This is a genomic window from Candidatus Zixiibacteriota bacterium (genome assembly GCA_034003725.1).
Classification (GTDB): Bacteria; Zixibacteria; MSB-5A5; order GN15; family FEB-12; genus WJMS01.
Map to the genome: position 1 here is coordinate 129,489 of JAVEYB010000005.1, position 25,335 is coordinate 154,823.

Consider the following 25,335-nt stretch of genomic DNA (forward strand, 5'->3'; position numbering starts at 1 on the left):
GCTCCCCCCGGAGGACATCTTGTTCGCTGTTTTGGACCAATAACGGCAGATATCGCTGCGCGGTCAACAGCCCAGGTATCACATTCTCAGCGTCTGTGCGAATTCGGCCGACAAGAGCTTCGCGGAGCGGCGCGCACTTATTCGTCGAGTGAGGGCCAGCGCAGCCATCGTGACGGCGAGTATTATGCCGCTGACGACGGTGATGGAGCCTGATATGGATGCATCGAGGCCTTTCGCGACAAAAAACCCGCCGATCGCACCGGCCGCACCGATGAGGCCCGACAGCACCAGCAGGATGGACAGGCGGTGAGTCAGCAGGTAAGCGGTAGCGCCGGGGACGATCAGCATGGCGACCACAAGGATGGCGCCGACCGATTCAAATGCCGCCACCACGGTCAGTGAAATCATAGTCATCAACAGGTAGTGCCAGAGGCGTTCATTGAGACCGACGGCCCGTGCCATGGACGGGTCGAACGAGGAGATTTTCAGTTGTTTGTAGAAGGCGACGATGAACGCGATGTTGGCCAGCACGGCGCCGCCGAGGATCCACACGGCGCGGGGGCCAAGCGATCGGCCGCCGATGGAGGCAAGGTCCCAGGGAGTGTAGGCGATCTCGCCGTAGAGGACGCAGTCCTGATCGAGGTCGATCTGGTCGGCGTACAGGGCAATCAGAATAACGCCCACAGCGAACAGAAACGTAAACACGATCCCCAGGGCGCCGTCGCGGTAGACGTGGCGGGTGCGATCGAGCAGGTCGGTGAGGTAGGCGGTGGCGAGGCCCATGACGGCCGCCCCGATGATCATCGGGATAACGCCTCGGCTCGATGTCACCAGAAACGCCACGACCAGACCGGGCAGGACCGAGTGCGAGATGGCGTCGCCGAGCATGGCGTGCTGACGGAGGACCAAAAACGAGCCGATTACTCCGCAAGCGACTGCGGCCAGGACGGCGGTAAGCAGGACCCAGAGATCCGGGCTCATGAGACTCCCTCCCGACCGATATTCGGTATGGTCTGGTGGTGCGGGTCGTACTCCGGACGGTTGAGCAGCTCGTCGAGCTGCGCTTCCATTTCGGGTGTCATGACATGTTCAAACTCATCGGCGTCGCGGTGGACGTGGTCGCCGGCGAGGTCGAGGTACGTTGTCAGGTACAGCTCCCAGAGGCGGTGGCGCCGGATGATCCGGGCGCCTTCGGCAATCCCGGACTCGGTGAGTCGGTAGTGGCCGTTGTGCCGTTGAATCAGGGCGCGTCGTTCCAGGTGTCGGAGTCCCGAGTTGAGTTCGCGTGGAGAGAACGACCATACCGGTTCGAGATCGCGGACGGCATGCGCGCCGGACCAGTCCTGAGTTGATTCGCCCGACTTGAACAGAGCTTTGAGGATGTGTTCTCTGACGATTTTTTCGCGTCCGTTTCGATGCCGTCGGAGGCGCGACAGGACGCCGCGTTCGGGGGCGAACAATATCGAGACGAGGAAGATGAGCGAGATGACAACGACGACCCACGGGCCGGTAGGAAGGCGCGGCGCCAGAAAGGACACCCATGCGCCGAGCAGGCCGGCCGCGGCGCCGAATATTCCCGCGAGTACAACCATCAGGGCCAGGCGATCGGTCCACTGTCGAGCGGCGGCAGCCGGGGTGATCAGGAGAGCCGCCATCAACACGACGCCGACGGCCTGCAGTCCGATCGTCACGGCGACCACGAGCATGGTGGTGAGCAGAAACTGAAGCAGGCCGGTCGGCATGCCGATCGATGCGGCGAAAGCGGGGTCGAAGGAAATGATCTTGAAGGAGCGAAAGCCGGCGGTCAGCATGAAGAGCAGGACGGCGGCGACGGCGGCGAGCAGAGCGACATCGCCGCCGCTCAGGGCGGCGGCCTGTCCGAACAGAAACTTGTCGAGACCGGCCTGCGTACCGGCGCCGCTTTTCTGGATGTGGGTCAACAACACCACACCCAGTCCGAAAAAGACGGTGAGGACGATGCCAAGCGCGGCATCCTGCTTGATTTTGCTGAGTCGGGTGATGGCGTTGACGGCGAGCGCTCCGGCCCAGCCGGAGAGAGCGGCGCCCACGAGCAGGACGGGGAGGCTTTTGTGCCCGGCCAGCAGGAAGGCCGCACCGACACCGGGCAGCGCCGCGTGGGACAAAGTGTCGCCCAACAACGAGCGGCGCTGCAGGTAGGCAAACGCGCCGAGTGAACCTGCAGCGGCGCCCAGCAGGATCGAGCCGGCGGCAACCCAGCGCACGTTGGCGTCGGCCAGCGAGAAAAAGCGAATGGTCAGTTCCCAGTACTCGTTCATGGCATTGACGCCTGTTATGCCTGGCGGGCCATCTTCTCCGCCGCCTGTGTCAGCAGCTGGAGCTTGCCTCCGTACGTGAGGCGGAGGTTTTCCGGGGTGAAGACCTCGGCGGTCGGCCCGAATTTCACCAGGCGCATATTCAACAGCATGATGTAATCGAAGTACTCTTCGGCCGTGTTGAGGTCGTGATGGACGACCATGACGGTTTTCTGCCGGGTTTTCAGGTCCTTGAGCAGGTCGATGATGGCCTGCTCGGTGGCGGCGTCGACGCCGGCGAAGGGTTCGTCCATGAGGTAGATCGAGGCGTCCTGTGTGAGGGCGCGGGCCAGAAACACGCGTTGCTGCTGGCCGCCGGAGAGCTGGGAAATCTGGCGGCGGGCGAAATCGGCCATGCCGACTTTGTCGAGACACGCCATGGCGATTTCGTAGTCGCGTTGGGAGGGTCGAGCAAACAGGCCCATGCGCCCGTACCGCCCCATAGTGACGACATCGAGGGCATTTACCGGAAAGTCCCAGTCCACGGTTTCGCGCTGCGGGACGTAACCGACCAGCTCCCGTTGTGCTTCGAGGGACTGGCCGTAGATGCGTACGTAGCCGGAGAGCACGGGCAACAAACCCATGATGGCCTTGATCAGGGTGGACTTTCCGGCGCCGTTGGGACCGACCAGTCCGACCAGGGCTCCTTCGGGCAGTTCGAAATCGATATCCCAGAGAACGGGTTTCTTGCGATAGGCGACGGTGAGATCGTGCACCTCGATGGGGGGCGCGGCGGTGGTGCCCATGGTTACCTCAGCGACGTTACGATTGTGTTGACGTTGTGGCGGACCATTCCTGCAAAGGTGCCCTCGGGAGTCCCGGCAGAGCCCATGGCATCGGAGAACAGCTCGCCGCCGATGGCTATCGTGTGGCCGCGTTCGCGGCAGCCGTCGACGACCGCCTCAATCGTGTTTCGGGGTACCGATGACTCCACGAAAACGGCCTTGATGGCGCGACCTGCCAAAAAGTCCACCATCGATGTGATATCGTGCAGGCCGGCCTCGGTGACGGTGGAGATACCCTGAAGTCCGCGGACTTCGAGTCCGTAGCGCCGACCGAAGTATTCAAAGGCGTCGTGGGCGGTCACCAGCACGCGGCTGTCGGCCGGGATGGTTGCGATCTGCTGGACTACCCAGTCATGGAGGGCGGCGAGCGAATCGTCGTATACTTTGCCGTTGGCCCGGAAGTATTCGGCGTTGGCGGTGTCGGCTGCAGCGAGCGTTTCGGTGACCTGCGCCACCGCCTGCCGCCAAAGCACCAGATCGAACCAGATGTGCGGATCGGGCTGGCCCTCGGCGCCGGTCGGGTAGCGAAGCTCGGCGCTGTCCAGCGCATCGGCGATAGCTACCACGGTCTTCTGGCGGGACATTTTCCGGAAGACGTCGGTGAGTTTCGCTTCGAGATGCAGGCCGTTGTAGAGAATGACGTCGGCGTGGTTGAAGCGGTCGATATCGCCGCTGGTTGCTTTGTAGAGGTGGGGATCGACGCCGGGACCCATCATCACGGCAAGCTCTACCTTATCGCCGCCGATCAGGCGCACGGCGTCGCCGATCATACCAGTCGTGGCGACGACTTTCAGACGCGTGGACGCGTTTTGTTGCGGTTCGGGGCCGCAGCCCGCGACAGCCAGAATCGCGAGTGCGACGACGGTTACGAGAGCACGGAACTTCATGTTACATCCTGTGGTGCGGTTATTTTCGCCACCCGTCGATGCGACGGTCCGGCAGGTTTTCAAAGTCCCTGGCTTTCGGGCTGGCCGTACGCAGGTAGCCGGTGACGACGCGGCGTTTATCGGCGGTCAGTTGCTGCACATGTTCGAGGAACTCGTGGAGTCGCTGCGAGGCTTTGCCGGACAGTCCGTGTTCGATCTGGCAGGCATCGCGCTCGGCCTCATTTTCGCTGAGGCCGAGGACGAGGACGAAAAAGCGCACGAGGTCTTCGTGGCGGTGAACGATTTCGCGTGCGATGCGCCGGCCGCCGGCGGTGAGCGCCACTTCCCGGCGGGCGTCATGGGTGACCAGTTTCAGGATCGCGAGTTTGCGCACGGTGCGGCTGACGGTCGGCAGGCGCGTGCCGAGCGCGTCGGCGATCGCGGTCACGCGCACGCCGGTGTCGCCCGCGTCCTGCTCAAGCCGATAGATCACTTCGATATAGTCCTGCTGGGCGGCCGTTAACATCGATCCTCCATGGTCGGTAGTGGCGTTGACTTACCCGTGGGTAAGTATGGAACAAGATCATATCCCGGCCGGGTTCCGTCAACCAAAATCTATTTTATGGAGTCATGTTGCCTATTATACCAACGGGGCCGGGCCGCCTTGACAACACGGCGGGACTCCCGCTTATTGGACGTATCGAAAAGTGCCATAGTGAGCGCTGCCCGGGCGGGGTCGCCCGACAGCGCCCGATAGTACCGCCATCGGTATGCAATGGCTTCGGTCGGCGGTCGCCCACTCCATTGGGATACCACCCGACGGAACGGAGTCGAAAGTTATCACTCAACACGCTTCTGTTGGCAGCAATGGCTGTTCCGGGACGAATCATGTACTCGGATAATACAGGCCCGGCGACGGATCAACGGCCGCCGCGGGGCGGGATGCACGAGTGGCCGGAGACGATCGCTGAGGCGCTGGCGATCGAGCGGCGGCTGGCGGAGCGGGTTGTGGTCGGTCCGAATCGAGAAACGCCGGCGTCGATAGCAGGTATAGAGACCGCGTACGGTACCGGGGCGACCCGGATATACGCATCGGCGGTCCTGCTTCGGTATCCCTCCCTGGAAGAAATCGGGCGGTCATCGGCGTGGAAAGAAGTTGTGTTCCCGTACGTTCCCGGATTGTTTTACTTTCGAGAGGGCCCGGCGGTGCTGGAGGCGCTGGCGAACCTGCCGAGCCGGCCCGACGTTGCACTGGTACATGGGCATGGCAGATCGCACATGCGCCGATGCGGGATGGCCAGTATGATCGGCGTCGTTATGGATCTGTGCACAATCGGGTGCAGCCGCCGGCTGCTGGCGGGGCGACACCGGCCCGTTGCCACCGGACGAGGAAGTTGCGAGTCCATCCGGATCGAGCGGGAGACGGTCGGCTATGCGCTTCGGACGAAGGAAGGCGTCAAACCCCTGTATATCTCGGCGGGACACCGGTGCGATTTGTCCGACGCCCGGCGGCTCGTGTGGCAGTCTCTTACGGGCTTTCGGCTGCCGGAGCCGATGCGATTGGCCCATTTGCTCGCAAACAAGTATAAACGACATATGGAAGACCGGAAGTATCCCGACCACCAGTCGGAGGGCTGACCAGTGCAACCGAAGCAGGCACCTATGACCAAACACGACCCTGTCGCCGCCCAAATCATGGCCGCCGCACGAAAGATCGCGAAAACACAAGTCGGGTGGCGTCGCCACCTTCATCAATATCCGGAGCTTTCCAACCGGGAGTTCAAGACCACGGCGTGGTTGAAGGACCAGCTCACAGGCATGAGGCTTGCGCTTCTGCCGCTGAAGATGAAGACCGGTGTGCTGGCTGAGCTGCGCGGAAAGAAAGGCGGGCCGGTGGTCGCCATCCGCAGCGATATCGATGCGCTGCCGATTGTCGAGCGCTCGGGTGTGCCGTACGAGTCGAAGCATCCGGGCTGCATGCACGCGTGCGGACATGACGTCCACATGGCAACGGTATTGGGGGCGGCGGCGGTCTTGTCCGAGCTGCGTGACCTGCTGCCCGGGACGGTCCGGTTTGTCTTTCAGCCGGCGGAAGAGATGCCGCCGGGCGGGGCGCGACCGATGATAGCGGCCGGCGCGTTACGGGGCGTTTCCATGATATTCGGCCTTCATGTCGACCCGCATCTTTCCACCGGCAGGATCAGCCTGCGCGACGGCGCCACGATGGCGTCGGTTTTCGATTTCGACTTGATCATACGCGGGCGCGGCGGTCATGCGGCGCGTCCGCATGCAGCCGTGGATGCTATCGTCGTCGCAGCGGAGATCGTGACGTCGATACAGACGATCGTATCGCGGGAGATTGACCCGGTGGAGCCGATCGCGGTGACGTTTGGGGAGATCGGCGGCGGAACGGCGCGCAACGTGATCGCCGAGGAAGTCCGGCTCGTGGGAACGGCTCGAAGTCTGTCGACGACCGCGTTCAAGAGACTGCCGGCGTTGATCGGTCGCACCGCGAAAGGCATCTGTCAGGCGCGCGGCGCGACATTCGAGCTTCGACCGGTTGCCGAGTACCCGGTACTTTCGAATCACCCTCGCGCTAACAGGATTCTGGCCCGTTCATTCGAAGGGATGTTCGGCAAGGGGAAACTGGAAGAGACGCCACGGGTACTGGGCGGCGAGGATTTCGCCTGTTATCTGGAGCATGTCCCCGGCGCCATGTTTCGACTCGGTACGATGAACAAGAAGATCAAGGCGGACAAGCCGTGGCACTCGCCGGAGTTTGCCGTCGATGAGGCGGCCATGCCGGTGGGCACCGCGGTGCTGGCGGCATCGGCACTCGACGCGATAGGCGGCACACGATGATGCGGCGAATCGGAGTGGTGTCGGCTGCGCTGCTGTTCGTGGTGGCGTTCGCATCCGGCGCGGGAGCGGTTCGCCTGAGCCGGCAGGCGGTGACGTTTACCGATTACAATTATATCAATTACGTCACGGCTTCGATGAAACGTGTTTATTTCGCGACCACGAACGGGGTCATTCGCTACAACAAGGACCTGCAGCGCTGGGACGATCCGCTGGTGCTTCCTCGGGAAGTTACCGAGGTACTGCGCGTCTGGGTCGACGTATTCGATCAGCGGCTTTTTATCGAGACGCCGGTGAGTTACTACGAGTACGACGTGACGCTGGACGCCTGGTACTCATTGATCGACATGCCGCAGGTGAACAACAGCGACATACGCCACCTCCCTATCCCGCGCAACATGATGCCGCCGTTCGGTTACAATTACTCCGGGAACGGCGATTTGATCGATCCGGACGGAAACGCCTACCAGGTGACCGACGTGCTCGACGACGGCGCCGGTACGCTGTGGATCGGCACGTGGGGGTATGGCGCGGCCCGGGCCAACGCCGTGACCAATGCCCTTGAATTGCTGCCGTTCGGGCTTTTGCAGCGGCGCGTGAATGCGATATGGCTGGAGGACAGCACGCTCTGGGTTTCCGGGGCGATAGAGACCGACGTCCGCAGCGGCATCAGCGCTTTCGATCTTCGCACCGGTTCATTCCAATACTACGAAACCGGGCTGACAAACACAATCCGAGCCACCGATGTCAATTGTCTGGAGGGTGATGACGAGTTCGTGTACTTCGGAACACCGCTGGGGCTGTACATACTCGACCGCGACAACATGACGGTCCGCGAGCACTACGACTACCGCCGGGGACTGTCGGATGACAATGTTATCAGTCTGCGCATAGTCGGCGATTCGCTGTTTGTCGGCACAGCGGCGGGCCTGACGGTGATCAGTTTCGGGCGAGACTCGATCTATTATGTGTCGCCGCAGGAACTGGCCAACCAGGTCGTGTACGACATGGAGCCGGCGATGGGGTATGTCTGGATAGGCGCGCAGTCGGGGGCGTACCGGTACCGTTTGTCGGACGGCGCACTGCAGCGATTCGAGGATCCGACCAGCGTGCTGTTCGGCCCGGTGTACGATATCGAGCGAAACGGCGACGTTCTCTGGCTGGCGTCGGACGACGGCGTGGTGCGGGTCAATCTCCGCACGGCCGATATCGTGCCGTACCATGAGATCACCGCGAGACGGGGCGGGCGGGCGCTGGCGGTGAACGACGAAGTGGCGGCGCTCTCGTCGGACCGGGGGGTGACGCTGATCTTTCACGATCGGGACGAGCCCTTCTCCAGGGAGTTCACGGTCGAGGACGGAATCGCCGACGGTACGGTGTACAGCCTTAAGATGGACGGACGGTATCTCTGGATCGGCACAAGCCGCGGGCTCACGAGGTTTCTCTGGGACAATCCCGAGCGGGTTGACTGAGGAGAGTGCGGCCGCGGAAATTGTATTGATTCCGATGGTTGTTTATCGTAGTCTTCGGTCGATATGTGTATGTAGGGTAACGTCTTTCTCTCGATCCGGAGAACCATGCGGAAGCTGCTCGACAATTTCTGGCTGAAACTGACGGCGATTGCCCTTGGATTGCTGGTCTGGCTGCATGTGGCGACGGAGAAAGATTACTCCTACGAGATGCGGCTGCCGGTGACGGATGTCGCGCTTGGGGATTCGCTGACGCTGGCATCGCCGCCGCCGGACACGCTGACGGTCACCGTCTCGGCGACAGGGAAACAGCTCCTGCGCCAGAAGTGGCGGGACCGCGGCCTGCGAATCAATGCCTCGCAATACACGACGGGGCGGCACCAGGTCGCGCTGACGGCGAATAACGTTGCGCTGGTCGGACTGACCGGCGAACTCGCGCTGGAGGACGTGGTCGGACCAAAGCAGGTGACGCTCAATATCGATATACTCGCCGACATCACCCTGCCCGTGACGCCCAATTTCATAGCTGAAGCCGACGAAGGTTACGCTATCGTGACGCCGTTTTCCATCTCGCCGGATTCGGCTATTCTGTTCGGACCGCGTTCGGTGATCCGCCGGTTCCACGATATCGCAACCGAAGCAAAGCAGCTCAAGGGTCTTCGCGACGACGTGGTGTTCACGCTGGCGCTGGACAGTCCGCCGATGCACGGGCTGTCGGTTGCGCCCGAGTCCGTGACCGTGAATCTGCATGTCATGCCGGTGAAGACACGCGTTTTCGAGTCCGTGCCGGTTCGCATATTCAACGCCCCGCCGAACCAGGAAGTCGCGTCACAGCCGGCAACGGTTCGGATCGAGATTACCGGCCCGCCGTCGGATGTCGACCTTCTGGAGACAGGGGTCGTAACTGCATCAGCCAACTACCGCGCCCGGGCGAAATCCGGCAAGGCGGGTCTGAAGGTTGACTGTCCTCCCGCGTTCAGAATCCGGAGCGTTTCCACGGATTCGGTTCGCATCGTAACGTCCCCGGAGAGCGATGCTGACGCTGGGCATTGAGACATCGTGCGATGAGACATCGGTGGCCGTGGTCGACAGCGGCCGGCGGGTGCTGTCGAACGCGATACTCTCGCAGAGCGTGCACACCCGGTTCGGCGGCGTGGTACCCGAGGTTGCCAGCCGCGAGCACGTTCGCACGATCCTGCCTATCTACCGTCAGGCGCTGGCCGATGCCGGGGTCGGTCGCGACGACATTCAACTGATCGCCGCCACGATGGGTCCGGGGCTGGTCGGGCCGCTTCTGGTGGGGTTGTCGTTCGCGAAAGGGATGGCGTGGGGGCTCAATCTGCCGTTTGTAGCCGTAAACCATATGGAAGGGCACCTGGCCGCCAACCTGCTGGCGGCGCCGGATCTGAATGACAATCACCTGACGCTGATCGTCTCGGGCGGGCATACCATGCTGGTCCATGTGCGGTCGTTTGGGGAGTATGAGATCATGGGTCGCACGGTCGATGATGCGGCGGGCGAGGCGTTCGATAAGGTCGCCAAGGTGATGGGGCTGGGCTATCCGGGCGGCGCGGCGCTCGACGCCCTGGCAAAAACGGGCGACCGGAAGTACGTGAGGTTTCCGCGCGCGATGCGGCACGACGGATACCGGTTCTCATTTTCCGGTCTCAAGACGGCCGTGACACAGTATCTCGACAAACTCCCCGAGGCAGAGCGGGAAAGCCGTCTGGCCGATATCGCCGCCTCGTTTCAGGAGGCGGTGGTAGAGGTCCTTGTGGACAAGACCGTTCAGGCGGCGCAGGAACGACAGATTTCCGATGTCACGATTTCGGGCGGCGTGGCGGCGAATTCCCGTCTTCGCGAGGTGATGCAGCAGAAGTTGTCGCGGGCCGGCAAGCGGTTCTTCGTCCCTCCGCTGTCTCTGTGCACCGACAACGCCGCGATGATCGCGGCGGCGGGGTATTTCCGGTATCGGAAGTGGGGCAAGACCGAGTTTGTGGTCGACGCGGTACCGTACCTGCCGCTCGACTAAAGCTTGCGATCGCCGGGCGAATGCGCTATTGTCTGCGCGATAGCCGCACTGTACAGGAAACCGTAGCACTTACGACAATTGATGAGAACTCGACTCGACCACACTTTTTTCCCCTTTGTCATCAAGCCCGGTCGATACGCCGGCGGCGAAATAGGCCAGATCGTCAAGGACCCCGCCGGGCGGACGTGTTATCTCCATGCATATCCGGACAAATATGAGCTGGGGCAGTCGTATGTCGGGTTGCAGACGCTGTACCATCTCGTGAACAGGGACGAGCGGTTCCTGTGCGAACGGGTGTTTGCGGTGGACGCCGACGCCGAGGCGTTGATGCGCCAGAAGCAGATTCCCTTGTTTTCGTTGGAGTCTTCCCGGCCGGCTTCGGAGTTCGATGCGATCGGATTCACGCTGGTTGACGAGACGGTGTATACGAATGTTTTGAACATGATTGATCTGGCGGGGCTGCCGATTCACAGCGATCAGCGCTCCGACGAGCATCCGATCGTGATGGCGGGCGGGCCGGGCGTGTTCGCGCCCGAGCCGCTGGCGCCGTTTATCGACCTGTTCTATATCGGTGACGGCGAGGTCGGCTTGCCGCACATGCTGGCGCTGCTCCACGAGATGAAAAGGGCGAGCCGACTCGAGAAGCTGGAACGGCTGTGCCGCGACGTGGAGGGGGTGTACATACCGGCATTTTATGACGACAATCGCGCGCCGCGCGTGGATTTCGCTCCCCCGCGCATCACCGCGCGCCTGGTGCCGGAGCTGAAGCCGGAGTATTACCCCCGGCAGCCGCTGGTGCCGCTGGTTGAAATCGCGCATGAACACCTCGGGATCGAGATCATGCGCGGCTGCCCGCAGGGATGCCGCTTCTGCATGGCGGGGCCGATATACAAACCGGTGCGTCATCGCCCGGTCGGCGATATTCTCGCGCAGGTTCAGCAGCAGCTCGACGCGACCGGGTATTCGGAAGTGACGCTTTTGTCGTTGTCGTCGTCGGATTATCCGCAAATCGAGGAGCTTGCGCAGAAGCTGTCGCGACGGCTGGAAGCGTACGGCGCATCGCTGAGCCTGCCCTCGCTTCGACCGGGAACGATCAGTACGGGGCTGCTTGCTGCGGTGAACCGGATGCGTGTGGGCAGCCTGACGATCGCCCCGGAGGCGGGGACCGAGCGGCTTCGCTTGTTCATTCGCAAGGACTTTCCCGACCGGGCGATCTACGACACGGTGCGGCTCGCGTTCGATACGAGTGTCAACACGATCAAGCTTTATTTCATGGTGGGGTTGCCGACCGAGACGCAGGATGATTTGCTCGGTATCGTCGACATGTGTCGCACGATCCACGGTATCGCCCGGGACTACGCGGGCAAGCGCAACATAATCGTGACGCTGTCGCCGTTTGTGCCGAAGCCGCACACACCGTTCCAGTGGGACGAATCGGTTCCGGAGAAGGAGTTGTTCGAGCGCATACAGTTTGTCCGTCGGAAGCTTCGCACGAGTACGACGACCGTTCGGCACAACAGCACCATTCTTGCGAAGCTGGTAACGATAATCGGGCGCGGCGACCGCACGGTGGCCGGGGCGATCGAGGCTGCCTTCCGCAAGGGCTGCCGGTTCGATGCCTGGACGGAGCATTTTCAGTGGGACAGGTGGCAGGAGGCATTCGCGGAGACCGGAATCGACATCGAGCAGAACCTGCGTGCGATCGGATTCGACCGTCCCCTGCCGTGGGACCATATCCACAAAGGGCCATCGAAAGATCATCTTCGCGAGGAACGCCAGCGCACGTCGCTCAAACTGAGGGACTACGTACCGGTGCAGCCCGGCGAAGCGACAGTGGAACAGGAAGTCGATTCGGCGGGGGCGTTCGGTCGCGGCAAGAAGAAGCTCGCGGCGCGCACGCTGGTACAGCCGACGAAGACGAAGATACGCATTCGCTGGGGGCGCACCGACCGGTTCAAGTACATGTCGCATCTCGATACGCTGCGGTTACTGGAGCGATCGATCCGGCGCGCCCGTCTTCCGGTCGCATACTCGCAGGGCTTCAACCCGACCATGAAGCTGTCATTCGGACCGCCGCTCACGGTCGGGTACACGTCGGACGCCGAGCTGGTGGAGATCACGATGGACCAGGTGTTTTCGCCGCCGATGCTGGAGCAGCTTCGCCGCGCCATTCCGCCCGGTATCGAGCTTTATGAAGCCCGCGTGGTGCACGCGAAGTCAGCGTCGCTGACGTCGATTCTGAATCGCGCCCGGTACCGGATCGACGCGGCCTACTGGAGCGATACCGGACTGCTCGGGGAGCAGGTGGCTGCATTAGTGTCGCGCGACACGGTCGTGGTGCACCGCAAGGGCAAGGACGCGACCAAGGAGGTCGATATCCGGCCGGCGGTCTATGAAGTGAAGCTGACGGATGATGCTCTCGAGTTGTTGCTGGGGATCGGCGAGGGCGGGTATGCGCGGCCCGGCGAGGTCCTGGAGCAGTTGACAGACGGGCTGACCGTGCCGACCGAAGCGGTCACGTGTCACCGCACCGGGTTGTACCGGGTGATCGACGAACAGACCATGGTCGAAGGGCTGCAGGCGTAGGGACGATGGACGGACAGGACGGTATACGGCAGAAATTGGGCTACGACCCGGTGCGGGCGCTGGTAGTCGAGGCGATCGAAAAAATCGAAAACGGCGCGCAGACCGATGAGGCCATCAAGGCGGTGACGGCGGGCCGACAGCTTCGCCCCCTCGATCATCGTTTTATCCAGCAGCTCGTCAACGGGGTGACCAAAATGCGGCGCCGTCTCGACCACGAGATCGATCCATATCTGACCCGGCCGGCCGCGCAGCTTCACCCGAAGATCCGTCAGGTTCTCCGTCTCGGATTCTACCAGTTGATCTTCACCGACCGCGTGCCCGACGCGGCCGCGGTATCCGAGTCCGTAAATCTGAGCCGGCATTTCACCGATGATCGGTTGTCGCGGCTGGTGAACGCGGTCATGCGGGCGCGGCTTCGCGAACCGGGCAAAGTGACGTTTGCGGACAAGGGCACGGATCCGTGCACGCATCTCGCGGACTATTACAGCTATCCCGATTATTTCGTCAAGTATTGCCTCGATGAGTTCGGATTCGAGCACGCTGAGAAGCTCCTGCACTATTACAACCAGCCTCCTCAGGTGACCTACCGCGTGAATTTCCTTCGGGCGAAACCCGACGAGGTCACACACGCGCTGCAGGAGGCCGGAGTCGAGTTTTCTTTCGGGCGGTATCTGCCCGAGTTCATTCACATCCATCAGGGCGGGCTTCCGCTGGAGGAAGTCCTGCTCGGCACGGGGAAGGTGTTCGTTCAGGATGAGTCGGCGGGTCTGCCGGTCCGTCTGCTGAACCCGAAGCCGGGCGGCAACGTGATCGACCTGACCTCCGCCCCCGGCGGCAAAACCACGTATGCGGCCATTCGCATGCGCAACAAGGGCCGGGTGACGGCGCTGGACAAGTCGGCCGAGCGGCTGAAGCTCGTGGTGCAAAACGCCGAGCGGCTCGGGATCAAAATCGTTGCGCCGGTTTTGTGCGACATGACCGAATTCAAGGGCAAGCAGTTCGACCGCGTCCTGCTCGATCCTCCCTGCTCCGGATGGGGAACGGCGGGCAAGAATGCGGACCTTCGCTGGACCAAGACGGAAAAAGACATCGTTGACTTGAGTCACATCCAGACCAAGATGATCGACCGCGCCGCCAAACTGGTCAAGCCCGGCGGCGTACTGGTTTACTCGACCTGCACGATCATTCGCGCGGAGAACGACCAGATTGTCGAGGAGTTCCTGCTTCGGAACAAGGAGTTCGAGATCGATTCGGCCGCTCAGTTTTTCGATGAGACGATCGTCAACGACCGTGGATTCGTCAAGACCTACCCGTATATCGAAGATCTCGACGGCGCTTTTTGCGCGCGTCTCAGGCGGACCTTGAACCCGTGATTTGTTTTAAGTTGCATCGGGCCGCGTCAATGCCCAGCATTGAAACGATTTCTCTTTGAACGGATATTGTATAACGGATATATGGACAGACCGCGCGCCAGCAGACTTCAGCAGGGTTCGGCGAGCAGCCGGATCGGTTTTCTCACCCGGTGGCTTCCGTACGGCACGACCAAACGCAAGGTCGTCCTTCGGGTTGTCGTTCCGATTGTCAGTTTTCTGGCGATCGTGCTGATATTCGACAAGATCGTCATGCCGATCATGACCCGTCATGGCGACGAGTTTCCGCTGCCCGACTACCGCGACCTGACCGTGGAGCAGGCCGGCGCCGAGTTGGCGCAGGTCGATTTGCGCTACGAGATCGCAAGCGAGACGTACTCGCCGGGCAAGGAAGCCGGGGTGATTCTCGACCAGTACCCGGCGGCGGGAACCAAAGTCAAGGCTGACCGCGCGATCAAGTTTGTCGTATCGCTCGGAAAGAAGATGGTGATCATTCCGAATCTGGCGGGCAAATCGGTCCGCCAGGCGATGCTGGATCTGGAGGCGACCGGGCTGGCGCTCGGTGACATCGCCTGGGCGTTTTCCGACACGATCCCTGAGCGCGTGGTGGTGTTTTCGTATCCGGCGGTCGGAACGGAGATTCCACTCGGTGCGCCGGTGAACCTGATGGTCAATCGCGGCCGTGCATCAAACTTCACGTACATGCCGGACATTACCGGGATGCCGCTGTCGCAGGCGAAGCTGAAGCTCGAGGAAAAGCTGTTGAAGGTGGGGGTGGTCAGTTATCGCACTGACGAGAACTATCTGCCGGAGACGGTGCTGGAGCAGTCGGAGCCTGAGGGGGCGGAGCTTGACGTGAACACGGAGATTGACCTGGTGGTGAGCGCGACGCCGTGACGATCACTGTCGGATGTCGCTCGAGCGCCGATCGCGCTCTTGCCAGCATCCGACAGAACGTCGCCCGAAGATACCTGCACTTGCACCTCGATTGCCTCTCCCCTACCTTCCCCCCATGACAGATTCAACCGGCACTCTCATTGACCGCGAGCCGCTTGTGCTCTCGAAAATATTCGAACAGACCTTCAAACGCATGTACGATGGCTCGATCCTTGAGCGTGTGACGGTTGAGAAGATCACCTATATCTCCGACGGTCTCAAAGTCAAAGGCGTGATTGCGTTGCCCAAAAGCGATGGTCCGTTTCCGGTTTTGCTCTGGAGTCGGGGCGGGCATGGCGACCGCGGGGCGCTCGACGATCTGACGTCGTGGCTGATTCTCGGCAGTACCGCCGACTGGGGGATCGCCGTGGTGGGGTCGCAGTATCGCGGCAACAAAGGCGGCGAGGGCGAGGAGGACTGGGGCGGCAGGGATGTCGACGACGCGCTGAACATGCTTCTGGTCGCCGAGCAGTTGCCGCAGTGTGACATGAGCCGCACAGCAATCGAAGGGGCCAGTCGCGGCGGGATGACCACCTACCGGGCGCTGGCCCGCGACGATCGGTTTCGCTGTGCGATCGTGCACGCCGGGGTCTCGGATATCGAGGCGATCCGGCAGTATTCGGAATCATTTCGTACGTATACCGACCGTCTGCTGGCGGATTTGAGCGAGGCCGAGAAGGCGCACGCGATTCGCAGTATCTCCGCTATCCATTTCGCCGACAAACTGCCAAAAACTACGCCATTGTTGCTGATGCACGGTACGGAGGACAAGATAGTCCCGATGTCACAGACCGAGTCGCTGATCGAGCAGCTTGACAGATACGACGTGCCGTATCGGTATGAGCGGATTGAGGGGGGCGGGCATGTGGCGCTGAAGGACGGCTCGTACAAGCGAATCGACGAGTTGCGGAAGGAGTGGCTGGAGAGGCATTTGTTGTGAGTGTAGGTCCGGTGGTGAGGGGCCGGACACGCATCCGCCCCAGATTAATCTCATCGAAGCTGTAACGATAATTGTTTCAGGCACTTACGAGGGCCGAAGAGCGCCTTTTAGCCCCATAAACCCCTTGCCTATTTTGTCACAATCCATATATTAGTTGGCTCTGGTAAACCGTTGGTACGCTTACCGGAAAAATCGCCTTCGTAAAGACGGCCTGCCGGGATACGTCTGCCCGGCAGCATTTTGTATGAACGGATTATGTTTGGTTCGCTGACAGACAAGCTCGACGGCATTTTCAAGCAGCTTCGCGGCCGCGGTAAGCTGACGGAGAAAAACGTCAAGGACAGCATGCGCGAGGTTCGCCAGGCGCTGCTCGAGGCGGACGTCAATTACAAAGTGGCGCGCGAGTTCGTGGCCGCCGTGCAGGAGCAGGCGCTGGGCACGAAGGTGCTCGAGTCGATCGAGCCGGGCCAGCAGATGGTGAAGATCGTTCACGACGAGCTGGTGAAGCTGCTCGGTGAAGAAGCGGTGGACCTTCACCCGATCGACAAACATCCCACGGTCTACATGGTGTGCGGCCTGCAGGGTTCGGGCAAGACGACGTTGTGCGGCAAGATCGCGCTTATGGCGAAGCGGAAGAACAAAAAGCCGCTTCTGGTAGCCGCCGATATTTACCGCCCGGCGGCGGTGCAGCAGTTGAAGATGGTTGCGGATCAGCTCGCGGTGGAGCATTTCCACCTGACGGGCAAAAAGCCGCCGGAGATCTGTCGCGAGGCGGTGGCGTACGCGAAAAAGAATTTTGTCGACCTGGTCATTCTGGACACCGCCGGTCGCCTGCATATCGATACCGAGTTGATGGCGGAGTTGCAGGAGATTCAGGAGCAGGTCACGGTCGATGAGACGCTGTTGGTGGCCGACGCCATGACCGGCCAGGACGCGGTGAATGTCGCGCAGCAGTTTCACGAGCAGATCAACCTGACCGGCGTGGTGTTGTCGAAACTCGACGGCGATGCGCGCGGCGGTGCGGCCCTGTCGATTCGCAAGGTAACGGGCTGTCCGATCAAGCTGGCCTCGACGGGCGAGAAACCGTCGGATCTGGAGCCGTTCCATCCGGACCGGATGGCCTCGCGAATTCTCGGCATGGGCGATATCGTCTCCCTTGTCGAGAAGGCGCAGGAGGCGATCGACATCGAGCAGGCTGCGAAGATGCAGGAGAAACTGCTCAAGGCGCAGTTCGATTTCGAGGATTTTCTCGACCAGATGACGCAGTTGAAAAAGATGGGACCGCTCGAGAATATACTCGGCATGATTCCCGGTCTGGGCAGACAGCTCAAGGGGATTCAGGTCGATGAGCGCGACATGGAGCGGATGGCGGCGATCGTGAAGTCGATGACGGTGGAGGAGCGCCGCAAGCCGGGCATAATCGATGGTTCGCGCAAGCGGCGGATCGCGATGGGATCGGGCAACACGGTGCAGGCGGTGAATCAGTTGTTGAAGCAGTTCAGCGCCATGCAGAAGATGTTCGCGCAATTGGGCAAGAATAAGAAGAAACTGAAGGGGTTATCGCTTCCGGGCGGTATGCCCCCGCTATAAGTCAACGAACCAGAAGGAGAAAACGGTTGGCAGTACACATCAGACTTCGCCGGATGGGCAAGAAGAAACAGCCGTACTACCGGATAGTGGCGGCTGATTCGCGCCGCGCCCGGAACGGCAGGTTTCTCGAGACGATCGGCACCTACAACCCGGTGACCAGGCCCGCGGAGGTGAAAATCGACGAGGCGCTCATGTCGCGCTGGCTCGACGAAGGCGCGGTGCCCTCGGATACGGTCAGTTCGCTGATGACGCAGGTCGGGTTTACGGAGAAGTATCTTCGCGCCAAGAAGGGCGAGGACGTTTCGACGGTGACGATCAAGACGCAGATCAAAGAGCGTCCGAAAAAGACACGCCGCATGAAAAAAGCTGCGGTTGCGACGGAGACGGCCGAGGCCGGCGGCGAGACGCCCGCGGAAGCGTAACGGGTTCCGACATGACCGTCACCGGGCGGGTGACCGCCTGAGGCCGTGTCGAGGTCAGTCACAGGGAGCAGCTCGTGAACGAGGCGCAGCAGTACATCACGGTGGGACGGCTGGGTCGCACGCGCGGCGTGCACGGCGAGTTGTATATCACGCCGTTGACCGACTTTCCGGACCGCTTTCTCGATCTCACCGAGATTTTCGTCGAGAATCGCGGCCGCTGGGAGCGATACGAGATTCGTTCGTCGCGACTGATCGGCGGGAAGCCGGTGATCGGGTTTGTCGATATCATGACGCTCGAAGATGCGGCCCGTCTCACGAACCGTCACGTGGCGGTGCCGCGTGAGAGGGTGGTGGAGCTTCCGTCGGGAAGCTACTACATTTTCGACCTGGTCGGGTGCGTGGCGTACGAAGTCGGAACGGAGCGGCGGCTGGGCGAGATTGTCGACGTGCGGCAATACCCGGCCAACGACGCGTACGTGATACGGCGGGAAGACGGGAGCGACGTGCTGTTCCCGGCGGTTCGGCACTACGTGAAGTCGATCGATATCGCGCACAAGAAGATCGTGATCGACGCGGCCGGGTTGTTTGACGACGCCTGAGGGCGAGTGACAAGATGACGTTTGAGATAGTCACCCTTTTTCCGGATTACTTCAGCCTGTCGCTGAAGCAATCGCTGGTCGGCAAGGGGGTTGAAAACGGGCTCTTTGACATAAAGATTATCAACCTGCGGGATTATGCCGTCGACAAGCATCGCACGGTCGATGACACCCCGTTCGGCGGAGGCGGCGGTATGGTGATGAAAGTCGAACCGCTTGACCGCTGCCTGACGGCGATGGGGTGGTCTCATCGCGGGGCGGCCGCCGCGGATCGGCGCGAGCATCTCGTGCTGACGTCGGCGGCGGGCAAACCGTTGGTGCAGGACGATGCGGTGCGGTACAGCCTTGCCGAGCGCGTGACAATCATCTGCGGGCATTACCTCGGGGTCGACGACCGCGTGTTGCAGTTGTACGACATCGAGGAAGTGTCCATCGGTGATTACGTGCTGACCGGCGGCGAGCCAGCGGCCGCGGTGATGGTAGATGCGATCGGCCGGCTGATTCCGGGAGTGCTCGGCAATTTCGAATCCGCGCTGGAGGATTCGTACATGAATCAGCTGCTTGGATCGCCGTGCTACACCCGGCCCGCCGAATATGAGGGTCTGACGGTGCCGGACGAGTTGCTCTCCGGCGACCATGCCAGAATACGGCAGTACCGTCGTCGCGCCGCAATCGCCCGATGCGCCGAGCGTCGCCCGGAGCTGCTCGAGCGCGCCGATTTATCGGAAGACGAGTGGCGATATGCCCGCAGTGTTATGGAAAAAAAGAAATGAGTGATATACGGAAAGGATGATTCGATGAAACAGATTGCCCAGATCGAACAGAGCTATATGCGGGATGATCTTCCCGATTTCAGCTCGGGCGACACGGTCAAGGTCCATGTGAAGATCAAGGAAGGCGACAAAGAGCGTATCCAGGTCTTTCAGGGAACGGTAATCGGTCGTCGCGGCGGCGGCACGGGCGCAACGTTCACCGTGCGCAAGATCTCGTCGGGCGTTGGGGTAGAACGCGTGTTCCCGCTGCTTTCGCCCAATATCGACAAGGTCGAGCTGGTCCGCAAAGGACAGGTTCGTCGCAAGAAGCTGTCGTACCTTCGCGACCTGACCGGCAAGTCGGCTCGTATCAAAGAACAGCTTACCGACGCCCAGAAACTGGCCGGCGGCGGTACCGCCTCGGCATCGCATTCCGAGGAAGGGCAGGACAAAGAATAAAGAGTCCGCTTGTCCTATTCAGGCTTGAAACACCCCGAGCAATCTCGGGGTGTTTTTTTGTTCTTTTTGCGGCGTGTCTAGGTTCGCGCAGTCAGGCGCACGAGATCACACTCCGAATAACACGGTGGACGTTCAATTCATCATGTGTGAGGGGTCATCTATGAAGCTGCATCGCCTGAAGAAGTGCCCCCGATGCAAGGAGTGGTTTTCGTGGTCATCGATCATCAACGATCCTGCAATCCGCCCGCTGGGGCTCAATGTCGATCCCGAGAATCACGAACATGGTTACCTCCATTTCTTTCACGCGATGCCGACGTGCCAGACGGCGTTTGTCATTCCCACGCGGGAGATAAGTCCGGCGATCATTGCACGGCCGCAGGTCCCGAGGTCGGGGAGGCCGGGTTCTTGTCCGGGGCACTGCACCGATGTGGTCGATTTGACCCCGTGCGGGCCCGAATGCAGCTTCGCTCCGATCCGCCGGCTGTTTCTGGAGATTTTCGACAATGACGCGAGGGTCGGAGACAGGGCGCTCTCGTTTGAACTCGCGGGGTGAATTCCGGAGCAGACGCAGGAAAGTGAGTACCTCGGCCTGCGGAGTGCGTTGAATTGGTCGATACAATGATTATGGACAACGCCAGGCCCATGCCGAGTGATGAAACACGGCTCAAGCAATGCCCGTGCTGCGGGCGATGGATTACGCTCGGCGACTTCCTCACCAACTCCGAGGTGGAGCCGATCGGCATGTCGATCGACCCGGAAGACGCCACTCTCAATTACTATTATTTCAACCACGAGTGCGCCGGTTGCGGCACGACATTCCTGGTGGATGTGATGGCATTTCGCACGTGTATTGAAGAACCGATACCGCAGAATATACTGACAGGCACTGCCGACTGCGCGGGGCACTGCACGCATATCGAAGACCTCGCGGTGTGCCGGAACGAGTGCCGCTACGCTCCATTCCGCCGGTTTCTGCTGAGAATGCGAGAGAAACCTGGCAACCGCCGGACACACCGCGCCGCCCGGCGGTGACAATAGCTCAGCCCCTCTTTTCCATCCGCATCGCCGTGAATGTCGTGTTGCCGTACTTGCGGCGCTGCAGGATTTCGAACCCTTCCAGCCGAAGATGTTTCACCTCGGACGTATCGTGCTGACACAGTATGAGCGTATCGGGGGTCGCGATGGTGGTGCGCCGGATGATTTCCAGGGTGCGGTCAATCCAGCCCTGGTATTGGGGCGGCGCCACCATAATGATATCAAACTGCTCCCCCGTGTCGGCCAGCGATGGCACCGCCCAGCGCACGTCGGCCTCGAGGCATCGTAACCGGTCGGCGATATTGAACTGCCCGGCCTGCGCATTGATGGCGGCTGCCAGTGCGGGATGCAGCTCCACACCGACCGCAGTGGCTACCCCCCGGGAAACGGACTCAAACAAGTACGATCCGGTTCCGCTGAACAAATCGAGGTAGCGAGCGTCCTCGAGATATGGCTTGAGAAAGTCGAAGATAGACTTTCTCAGACGACTCAGCGGCGGGCGCGTAATCCCCAAATCCGGCGCGGTGATGCGTCGGCCCTTCAGTGTGCCGGCAATGATCGTGAACTCAAACTGCGGCGTTTCAGACTGTTTTTTCATTTCCCTGCCATTTCCGGCGGACGGACCGGCTCCGCAAAGTAAGAAATCTCGCGTAACAAGTCGATACTGTGAATACGTGAAATTTGTTGAAATCGAACCCTGCGTGAGGTATGTAGAACCAAATGGCTCACCCTACCACGTCAAGATCGCGACTGGCCGCGTTCGATGCTGAGATCGACATAGAGTTCATGCTTCGTGAGCGCGGGTACAAGAATCTCTGCGGAGTGGATGAAGCCGGGCGCGGCCCCCTGGCCGGGCCGGTGGTGGCGGCTGCGGTCATCCTGCCGACAGACTGCGCAATCGAGGGATTGCAGGACTCCAAGCAGTTGACCGCGGACCAGCGCGACCGTCTGTTCGAAGAACTCGCCGACGATTCCATCGTCTCGGCGGTCGGCATTATGGATCATGCCGCGATCGATACGATGAATATCCTTCGGGCCAGCCTGATGGCGATGCGCAAAGCGGTACTGGACCTGGCGCAGACACCCGACGTCGTGCTGGTGGACGGCACATTTGCGGTGCCGAATCTCAGCCAGCCGCAGTACGCTATCGTCAAGGGCGACAGCCGGTGTCGCGCGATCGCCGCGGCCTCGATTGTGGCGAAAGTCACCCGCGACCGCATCATGTCGCGCTACCAGGACATCTACCCCCACTTTTCTTTTGCCGCCCACAAAGGGTACCCCACGGCCGAGCATCTTCGGGAACTGCGGGAATTTGGTCCCTGCGATATACACCGGCGCTCGTTTCGCCCGGTCGCCGAAATGCTCGATCAGTATGAGCTCTTCAAAGGATAAGAAAAAACCACCTTCCCGGCAGCAGCGCGTGGGTCGTCGATACGAAGATCAGGCGGCGGCGTTTTATCAGCGGCAGGGGTTTGCGATTGTGGCGCGCAACTGGCGAAGCGGCCACAAGGAGATTGACCTGATTGTCCGCCGCGCCGAACTGCTGGTGTTTGTCGAGGTGAAAGCGTCGATGTCGCAGGAATTCGGTCACCCGGCGGCCCGGATCGACGCGACCAAAATGAAAAACCTGTCTTCCGCGGCGCAAGCCTACATGGTCGAAGAAGGAATCGATACCTGCGACTGCCGCTTTGATGTGGTGACGTTCTTCGAGGGACGACTCGAACATTACCCCGACGCTTTTCCGTTCACCGATTAGATCGCGGCAGAGGCGGAATGCGTGGTGGCGGAACCCAACCGGCCGTCAGGCATGGCTTCGGTCATGACGGCGGGATGTCTACTCGTAGCCGGACGTATCCGGGTGTGCGGCTACCCCTCCCCGCTCCAGTGCGATTAGCGAGTCGACACAGGTGTTGACCCGCTTGGTAAACGCCGACGGGTCATCGTCGGAGTTCTCGTACCGGCGAAGAAAGCGCGTCAGTTGGTCATCGGTCAGGTCGTGGGCGGACAGCAGGGAGTCGCGGTAGGTTTCGTACCGGGCGGGATCGTGGCGGTACCTGGTCGCGGCGACCCATAGCTGGGCGGTTACCAGCGCGTTGTCGAGTTCGGCCCGGGCAGTCGCGCGTTCGCGTTGTTGGTCGTAGAAGCGCCATCCAAACCACCCGGCAGCGATCAGGACAAAGGGCAGAATTCGTTTAAACCAGATAATGTGGGGCCAACTTTCCATTGATTTTCTGCGTTACAGGTATAAATTACGTGCTCGTTTGACCCCGGTCAAGGAAACTGCATGGAACTGACGTATCCCATACAACGGCGCAAGAGCCGCGCGGTCAAGATCGGCGACGTTATTATCGGCGGCGGTTTTCCGATCGCGATCCAGTCGATGACCACGACGGACACGCGCAACGTGGACGCCACGGTCAAGCAGGTCACCGACCTGTTTGAGGCGGGCTGTGATATCGTGCGGCTGTCCGTGCTCAACCACCAGGCTGCCGACTGCCTGCCCGCGATCCGCGAGCGGATAACGGGGCCGCTGGTCGCGGACATTCATTTCCAATACAAGCTCGCGCTGAAGGCGATCGAGTCCGGGTTCGACAAGATACGGATCAATCCCGGGAATATCGGCGCGGAGTGGAAGGTACGCGAAGTCACCAAAGCCGCCCAGGAGCGGGAGATTCCCATCCGTATCGGCGTCAACTCGGGGTCGCTGCCGGAGGATGTGCTCGCCAGGCACGGTCACGACGATCCGCGCGGGTTTGTCGAGGCGGCGCTCCGCGAGGTGCATATTCTCGAAGATATGAATTTCGAGAATATCGTTATTTCGGTGAAATCCACCAATACGCATACGGCGTTCTGGGCGTACCACATGCTGGCCCGGGAGTGCGACTATCCCCTGCATATCGGGATAACCGAGTCGGGAATTCTCGAGACGGGTACGATCAAGTCTTCGGTGGGGATCGGGGCGATCCTGATGACCGGTATCGGGGATACGATTCGTGTGTCGCTGGCGGCGGACCCGATTCACGAACCGCGAGTCGCCAAACAGATTCTGACTTCGTGCGGTCTTGGTCCGGACGGGGTCGAGGTGATTGCCTGCCCGACGTGCGGAAGGTGCCAGATCGACATGATCCCGCTGGCCGAGTCCATCTCGGCCAAGACGCGTCATATCAAAAAACCGCTGAAAGTGGCAGTTATGGGCTGCGCGGTGAACGGTCCCGGGGAGGCGAAGGCGGCCGATGTCGGGATTGCCGGGGGCGCGGGTCAGGGGATGATTATCAAAAAGGGCGAGGTGGTAGCCCGATTCAAGGAAGCGGAGCTGGAGAGTCGGCTTCTGGACGAGATTGAATCGATGACGGGAGAGAAGATTCCCCGGGGGTGACGGGCGAATTGTCAGATATTGCCACGGCCGCGGCAGCAACCGCGGCCGTTTTTTTATGGGTGGGGCCGGCGGCCAAATATCGTAAAACAGGGTATATAAAATCCTCATTTTTAGACTGGCGTCGCGTGTATTTTTTATGGATAATTTGCGTCTATTTTTTGGGCCGGGAATGCAACTCTTCCCCCGGAGATTGCGTACCCGGTTGAGTTGATTGTTTTGTGTAGAGCACGCGTCGGACGGCGGCGGCCGGAGCCGACGCACAATCCAAAAACCCATAGTTCTTACGCGGAGTCCATTCATGCAACACGGTTTGTTGTGTCGGATTCATGAAGGTCGATTTTTTGCGGTGCTGTTGTGCGCCGGAGCGCTGGCGGTGCTTGCGTTCGTGGCTGCGTGCAGCACGACAGGCGAGGCCAAGACCGCGCAGTCCGATCCGGTGAAACGCGGCGAGTACCTGGTGACCGTGGGCGGCTGCCATGACTGCCATTCGCCGAAGGTGATGGTTGACGGCGTCCCGCAGCCGGATCCGACACGTCTGTTGTCGGGGCATCCGGCCAGCGAAACGATGCCGCCGCTTACGCCGGAGCCGTTTGATCCGCACGGCTGGATGGTGCGGACCAATCTCAATATAACGGCGTGGGCCGGGCCGTGGGGGATCTCCTATGCGGCCAACCTGACGCCTCATCAGGTGACCGGTTCAGGCGCCTGGACGGAGGAGTCATTCATCAAGGCCATGAGAACCGGGAAGCATCTCGGCGCCGGTCGGCCGATTCTGCCGCCGATGCCGTGGCAGAATTTGTCGAACATGCCGGAAGAGGACCTGAAGGCGATTTTCGCATATATGAAGTCGCTGCCGGCTATCGACAACATGGTACCGCAGCCGGTCCCCCCGGTGACCGCTCAGTAACGATATTACCTGTCAGCGACGG

26 protein-coding genes and 1 pseudogene are annotated in these 25,335 nt (G+C 61.0%); 20 read left to right on the plus strand and 7 right to left on the minus strand.

Features of this window, described 5'->3' with window-relative positions:
• Window positions 1-78: 78 nt before the first annotated feature.
• From RBT76_07935 to RBT76_07955, 5 genes are read right to left on the minus strand one after another with little or no spacing between them, the layout of a single operon-like run.
• Entirely contained in the window at window positions 79-981 is a 903-nt protein-coding gene (locus tag RBT76_07935; GenBank protein ID MDX9857702.1) for a metal ABC transporter permease, read from the minus strand.
• On the minus strand, window positions 978-2,297 hold the full coding sequence (locus RBT76_07940) for a metal ABC transporter permease (GenBank protein ID MDX9857703.1): 1,320 nt from the start codon (window positions 2,295-2,297) through the stop codon (window positions 978-980). The genes RBT76_07935 and RBT76_07940 overlap by 4 nt, the downstream gene beginning before the upstream one ends.
• Before the next feature lie 14 nt (window positions 2,298-2,311).
• The gene (locus RBT76_07945) at window positions 2,312-3,079 is read right to left on the minus strand and encodes a metal ABC transporter ATP-binding protein (protein ID MDX9857704.1); all 768 of its coding nucleotides are present in this window, start codon (window positions 3,077-3,079) and stop codon (window positions 2,312-2,314) included.
• A gap of 2 nt (window positions 3,080-3,081) precedes the next feature.
• Window positions 3,082-4,005: a zinc ABC transporter substrate-binding protein gene (locus RBT76_07950; GenBank protein ID MDX9857705.1), complete on the minus strand. Its 924-nt coding sequence runs from the start codon at window positions 4,003-4,005 to the stop codon at window positions 3,082-3,084.
• Window positions 4,006-4,024: 19 nt separating this feature from the next.
• A complete protein-coding gene (locus RBT76_07955) occupies window positions 4,025-4,510 on the minus strand; it encodes a metal-dependent transcriptional regulator (protein MDX9857706.1) in 486 nt (161 codons plus the stop codon).
• Between the two features lie 362 nt (window positions 4,511-4,872).
• Between RBT76_07955 and RBT76_07960 the strand changes: the two genes are divergently transcribed.
• The 16 genes and pseudogenes from RBT76_07960 to RBT76_08035 all read left to right on the plus strand — a co-directional run bounded on the left by RBT76_07960 (window position 4,873) and on the right by RBT76_08035 (window position 21,027).
• A complete protein-coding gene (locus RBT76_07960; GenBank protein MDX9857707.1) occupies window positions 4,873-5,622 on the plus strand; it encodes an endonuclease V in 750 nt (249 codons plus the stop codon).
• Window positions 5,623-5,646: 24 nt separating this feature from the next.
• The gene (locus RBT76_07965; protein ID MDX9857708.1) at window positions 5,647-6,846 is read left to right on the plus strand and encodes an amidohydrolase; all 1,200 of its coding nucleotides are present in this window, start codon (window positions 5,647-5,649) and stop codon (window positions 6,844-6,846) included.
• Complete coding sequence (locus RBT76_07970; protein ID MDX9857709.1) at window positions 6,843-8,315, plus strand: hypothetical protein; 1,473 nt, start codon at window positions 6,843-6,845, stop codon at window positions 8,313-8,315. Before RBT76_07965 ends, RBT76_07970 begins: the two co-directional genes overlap by 4 nt.
• A gap of 105 nt (window positions 8,316-8,420) precedes the next feature.
• Window positions 8,421-9,365: a CdaR family protein gene (locus RBT76_07975; protein MDX9857710.1), complete on the plus strand. Its 945-nt coding sequence runs from the start codon at window positions 8,421-8,423 to the stop codon at window positions 9,363-9,365.
• A complete protein-coding gene (tsaD, locus tag RBT76_07980) occupies window positions 9,346-10,344 on the plus strand; it encodes a tRNA (adenosine(37)-N6)-threonylcarbamoyltransferase complex transferase subunit TsaD (protein ID MDX9857711.1) in 999 nt (332 codons plus the stop codon). The genes RBT76_07975 and tsaD overlap by 20 nt, the downstream gene beginning before the upstream one ends.
• Before the next feature lie 81 nt (window positions 10,345-10,425).
• Window positions 10,426-12,930 carry a TIGR03960 family B12-binding radical SAM protein gene (locus RBT76_07985; GenBank protein ID MDX9857712.1) on the plus strand — a complete coding sequence of 835 codons (2,505 nt, stop codon included), beginning with the start codon at window positions 10,426-10,428 and terminating at the stop codon, window positions 12,928-12,930.
• A 5-nt stretch (window positions 12,931-12,935) separates the two neighbouring features.
• Window positions 12,936-14,303 carry a 16S rRNA (cytosine(967)-C(5))-methyltransferase RsmB gene (gene rsmB / locus RBT76_07990; protein MDX9857713.1) on the plus strand — a complete coding sequence of 456 codons (1,368 nt, stop codon included), beginning with the start codon at window positions 12,936-12,938 and terminating at the stop codon, window positions 14,301-14,303.
• An 81-nt stretch (window positions 14,304-14,384) separates the two neighbouring features.
• Window positions 14,385-15,197, plus strand: a complete 813-nt coding sequence (locus RBT76_07995) for a PASTA domain-containing protein (protein MDX9857714.1) — start codon at window positions 14,385-14,387, stop codon at window positions 15,195-15,197.
• A 157-nt stretch (window positions 15,198-15,354) separates the two neighbouring features.
• Window positions 15,355-16,176 (plus strand): prolyl oligopeptidase family serine peptidase, encoded by an 822-nt coding sequence (locus tag RBT76_08000; GenBank protein MDX9857715.1) that lies wholly within the window; start codon window positions 15,355-15,357, stop codon window positions 16,174-16,176.
• A gap of 255 nt (window positions 16,177-16,431) precedes the next feature.
• Window positions 16,432-17,766, plus strand: a complete 1,335-nt coding sequence (gene ffh, locus RBT76_08005) for a signal recognition particle protein (GenBank protein MDX9857716.1) — start codon at window positions 16,432-16,434, stop codon at window positions 17,764-17,766.
• Between the two features lie 26 nt (window positions 17,767-17,792).
• Window positions 17,793-18,041, plus strand: a pseudogene (gene rpsP, locus RBT76_08010) (30S ribosomal protein S16).
• A gap of 221 nt (window positions 18,042-18,262) precedes the next feature.
• Window positions 18,263-18,787: a ribosome maturation factor RimM gene (gene rimM / locus RBT76_08015; GenBank protein ID MDX9857717.1), complete on the plus strand. Its 525-nt coding sequence runs from the start codon at window positions 18,263-18,265 to the stop codon at window positions 18,785-18,787.
• 14 nt (window positions 18,788-18,801) lie between these two features.
• Window positions 18,802-19,557, plus strand: coding sequence for a tRNA (guanosine(37)-N1)-methyltransferase TrmD (trmD, locus tag RBT76_08020; GenBank protein MDX9857718.1), 756 nt, complete (start codon window positions 18,802-18,804; stop codon window positions 19,555-19,557).
• Window positions 19,558-19,581: 24 nt separating this feature from the next.
• The gene (gene rplS, locus RBT76_08025) at window positions 19,582-19,995 is read left to right on the plus strand and encodes a 50S ribosomal protein L19 (protein MDX9857719.1); all 414 of its coding nucleotides are present in this window, start codon (window positions 19,582-19,584) and stop codon (window positions 19,993-19,995) included.
• A 160-nt stretch (window positions 19,996-20,155) separates the two neighbouring features.
• Complete coding sequence (locus tag RBT76_08030; protein ID MDX9857720.1) at window positions 20,156-20,548, plus strand: hypothetical protein; 393 nt, start codon at window positions 20,156-20,158, stop codon at window positions 20,546-20,548.
• Window positions 20,549-20,619: 71 nt separating this feature from the next.
• Complete coding sequence (locus RBT76_08035) at window positions 20,620-21,027, plus strand: hypothetical protein (GenBank protein MDX9857721.1); 408 nt, start codon at window positions 20,620-20,622, stop codon at window positions 21,025-21,027.
• 7 nt (window positions 21,028-21,034) lie between these two features.
• On the opposite strand, the gene RBT76_08040 is transcribed toward RBT76_08035, so the two are convergent.
• Window positions 21,035-21,628 carry an RsmD family RNA methyltransferase gene (locus RBT76_08040; GenBank protein ID MDX9857722.1) on the minus strand — a complete coding sequence of 198 codons (594 nt, stop codon included), beginning with the start codon at window positions 21,626-21,628 and terminating at the stop codon, window positions 21,035-21,037.
• A gap of 122 nt (window positions 21,629-21,750) precedes the next feature.
• On the opposite strand from RBT76_08040, the gene RBT76_08045 reads away from it, so the two are divergent.
• A complete protein-coding gene (locus RBT76_08045; protein ID MDX9857723.1) occupies window positions 21,751-22,422 on the plus strand; it encodes a ribonuclease HII in 672 nt (223 codons plus the stop codon).
• Window positions 22,403-22,786: a YraN family protein gene (locus RBT76_08050; protein MDX9857724.1), complete on the plus strand. Its 384-nt coding sequence runs from the start codon at window positions 22,403-22,405 to the stop codon at window positions 22,784-22,786. Before RBT76_08045 ends, RBT76_08050 begins: the two co-directional genes overlap by 20 nt.
• Before the next feature lie 78 nt (window positions 22,787-22,864).
• On the opposite strand, the gene RBT76_08055 is transcribed toward RBT76_08050, so the two are convergent.
• Window positions 22,865-23,254: a hypothetical protein gene (locus tag RBT76_08055; protein ID MDX9857725.1), complete on the minus strand. Its 390-nt coding sequence runs from the start codon at window positions 23,252-23,254 to the stop codon at window positions 22,865-22,867.
• Between the two features lie 60 nt (window positions 23,255-23,314).
• On the opposite strand from RBT76_08055, the gene ispG reads away from it, so the two are divergent.
• Together ispG and RBT76_08065 are read left to right on the plus strand one after the other, a co-directional pair.
• Window positions 23,315-24,406, plus strand: a complete 1,092-nt coding sequence (gene ispG / locus RBT76_08060; GenBank protein MDX9857726.1) for a flavodoxin-dependent (E)-4-hydroxy-3-methylbut-2-enyl-diphosphate synthase — start codon at window positions 23,315-23,317, stop codon at window positions 24,404-24,406.
• Between the two features lie 298 nt (window positions 24,407-24,704).
• The gene (locus tag RBT76_08065) at window positions 24,705-25,313 is read left to right on the plus strand and encodes a diheme cytochrome c-553 (protein ID MDX9857727.1); all 609 of its coding nucleotides are present in this window, start codon (window positions 24,705-24,707) and stop codon (window positions 25,311-25,313) included.
• The last annotated feature ends 22 nt before the right edge of the window (window positions 25,314-25,335 follow it).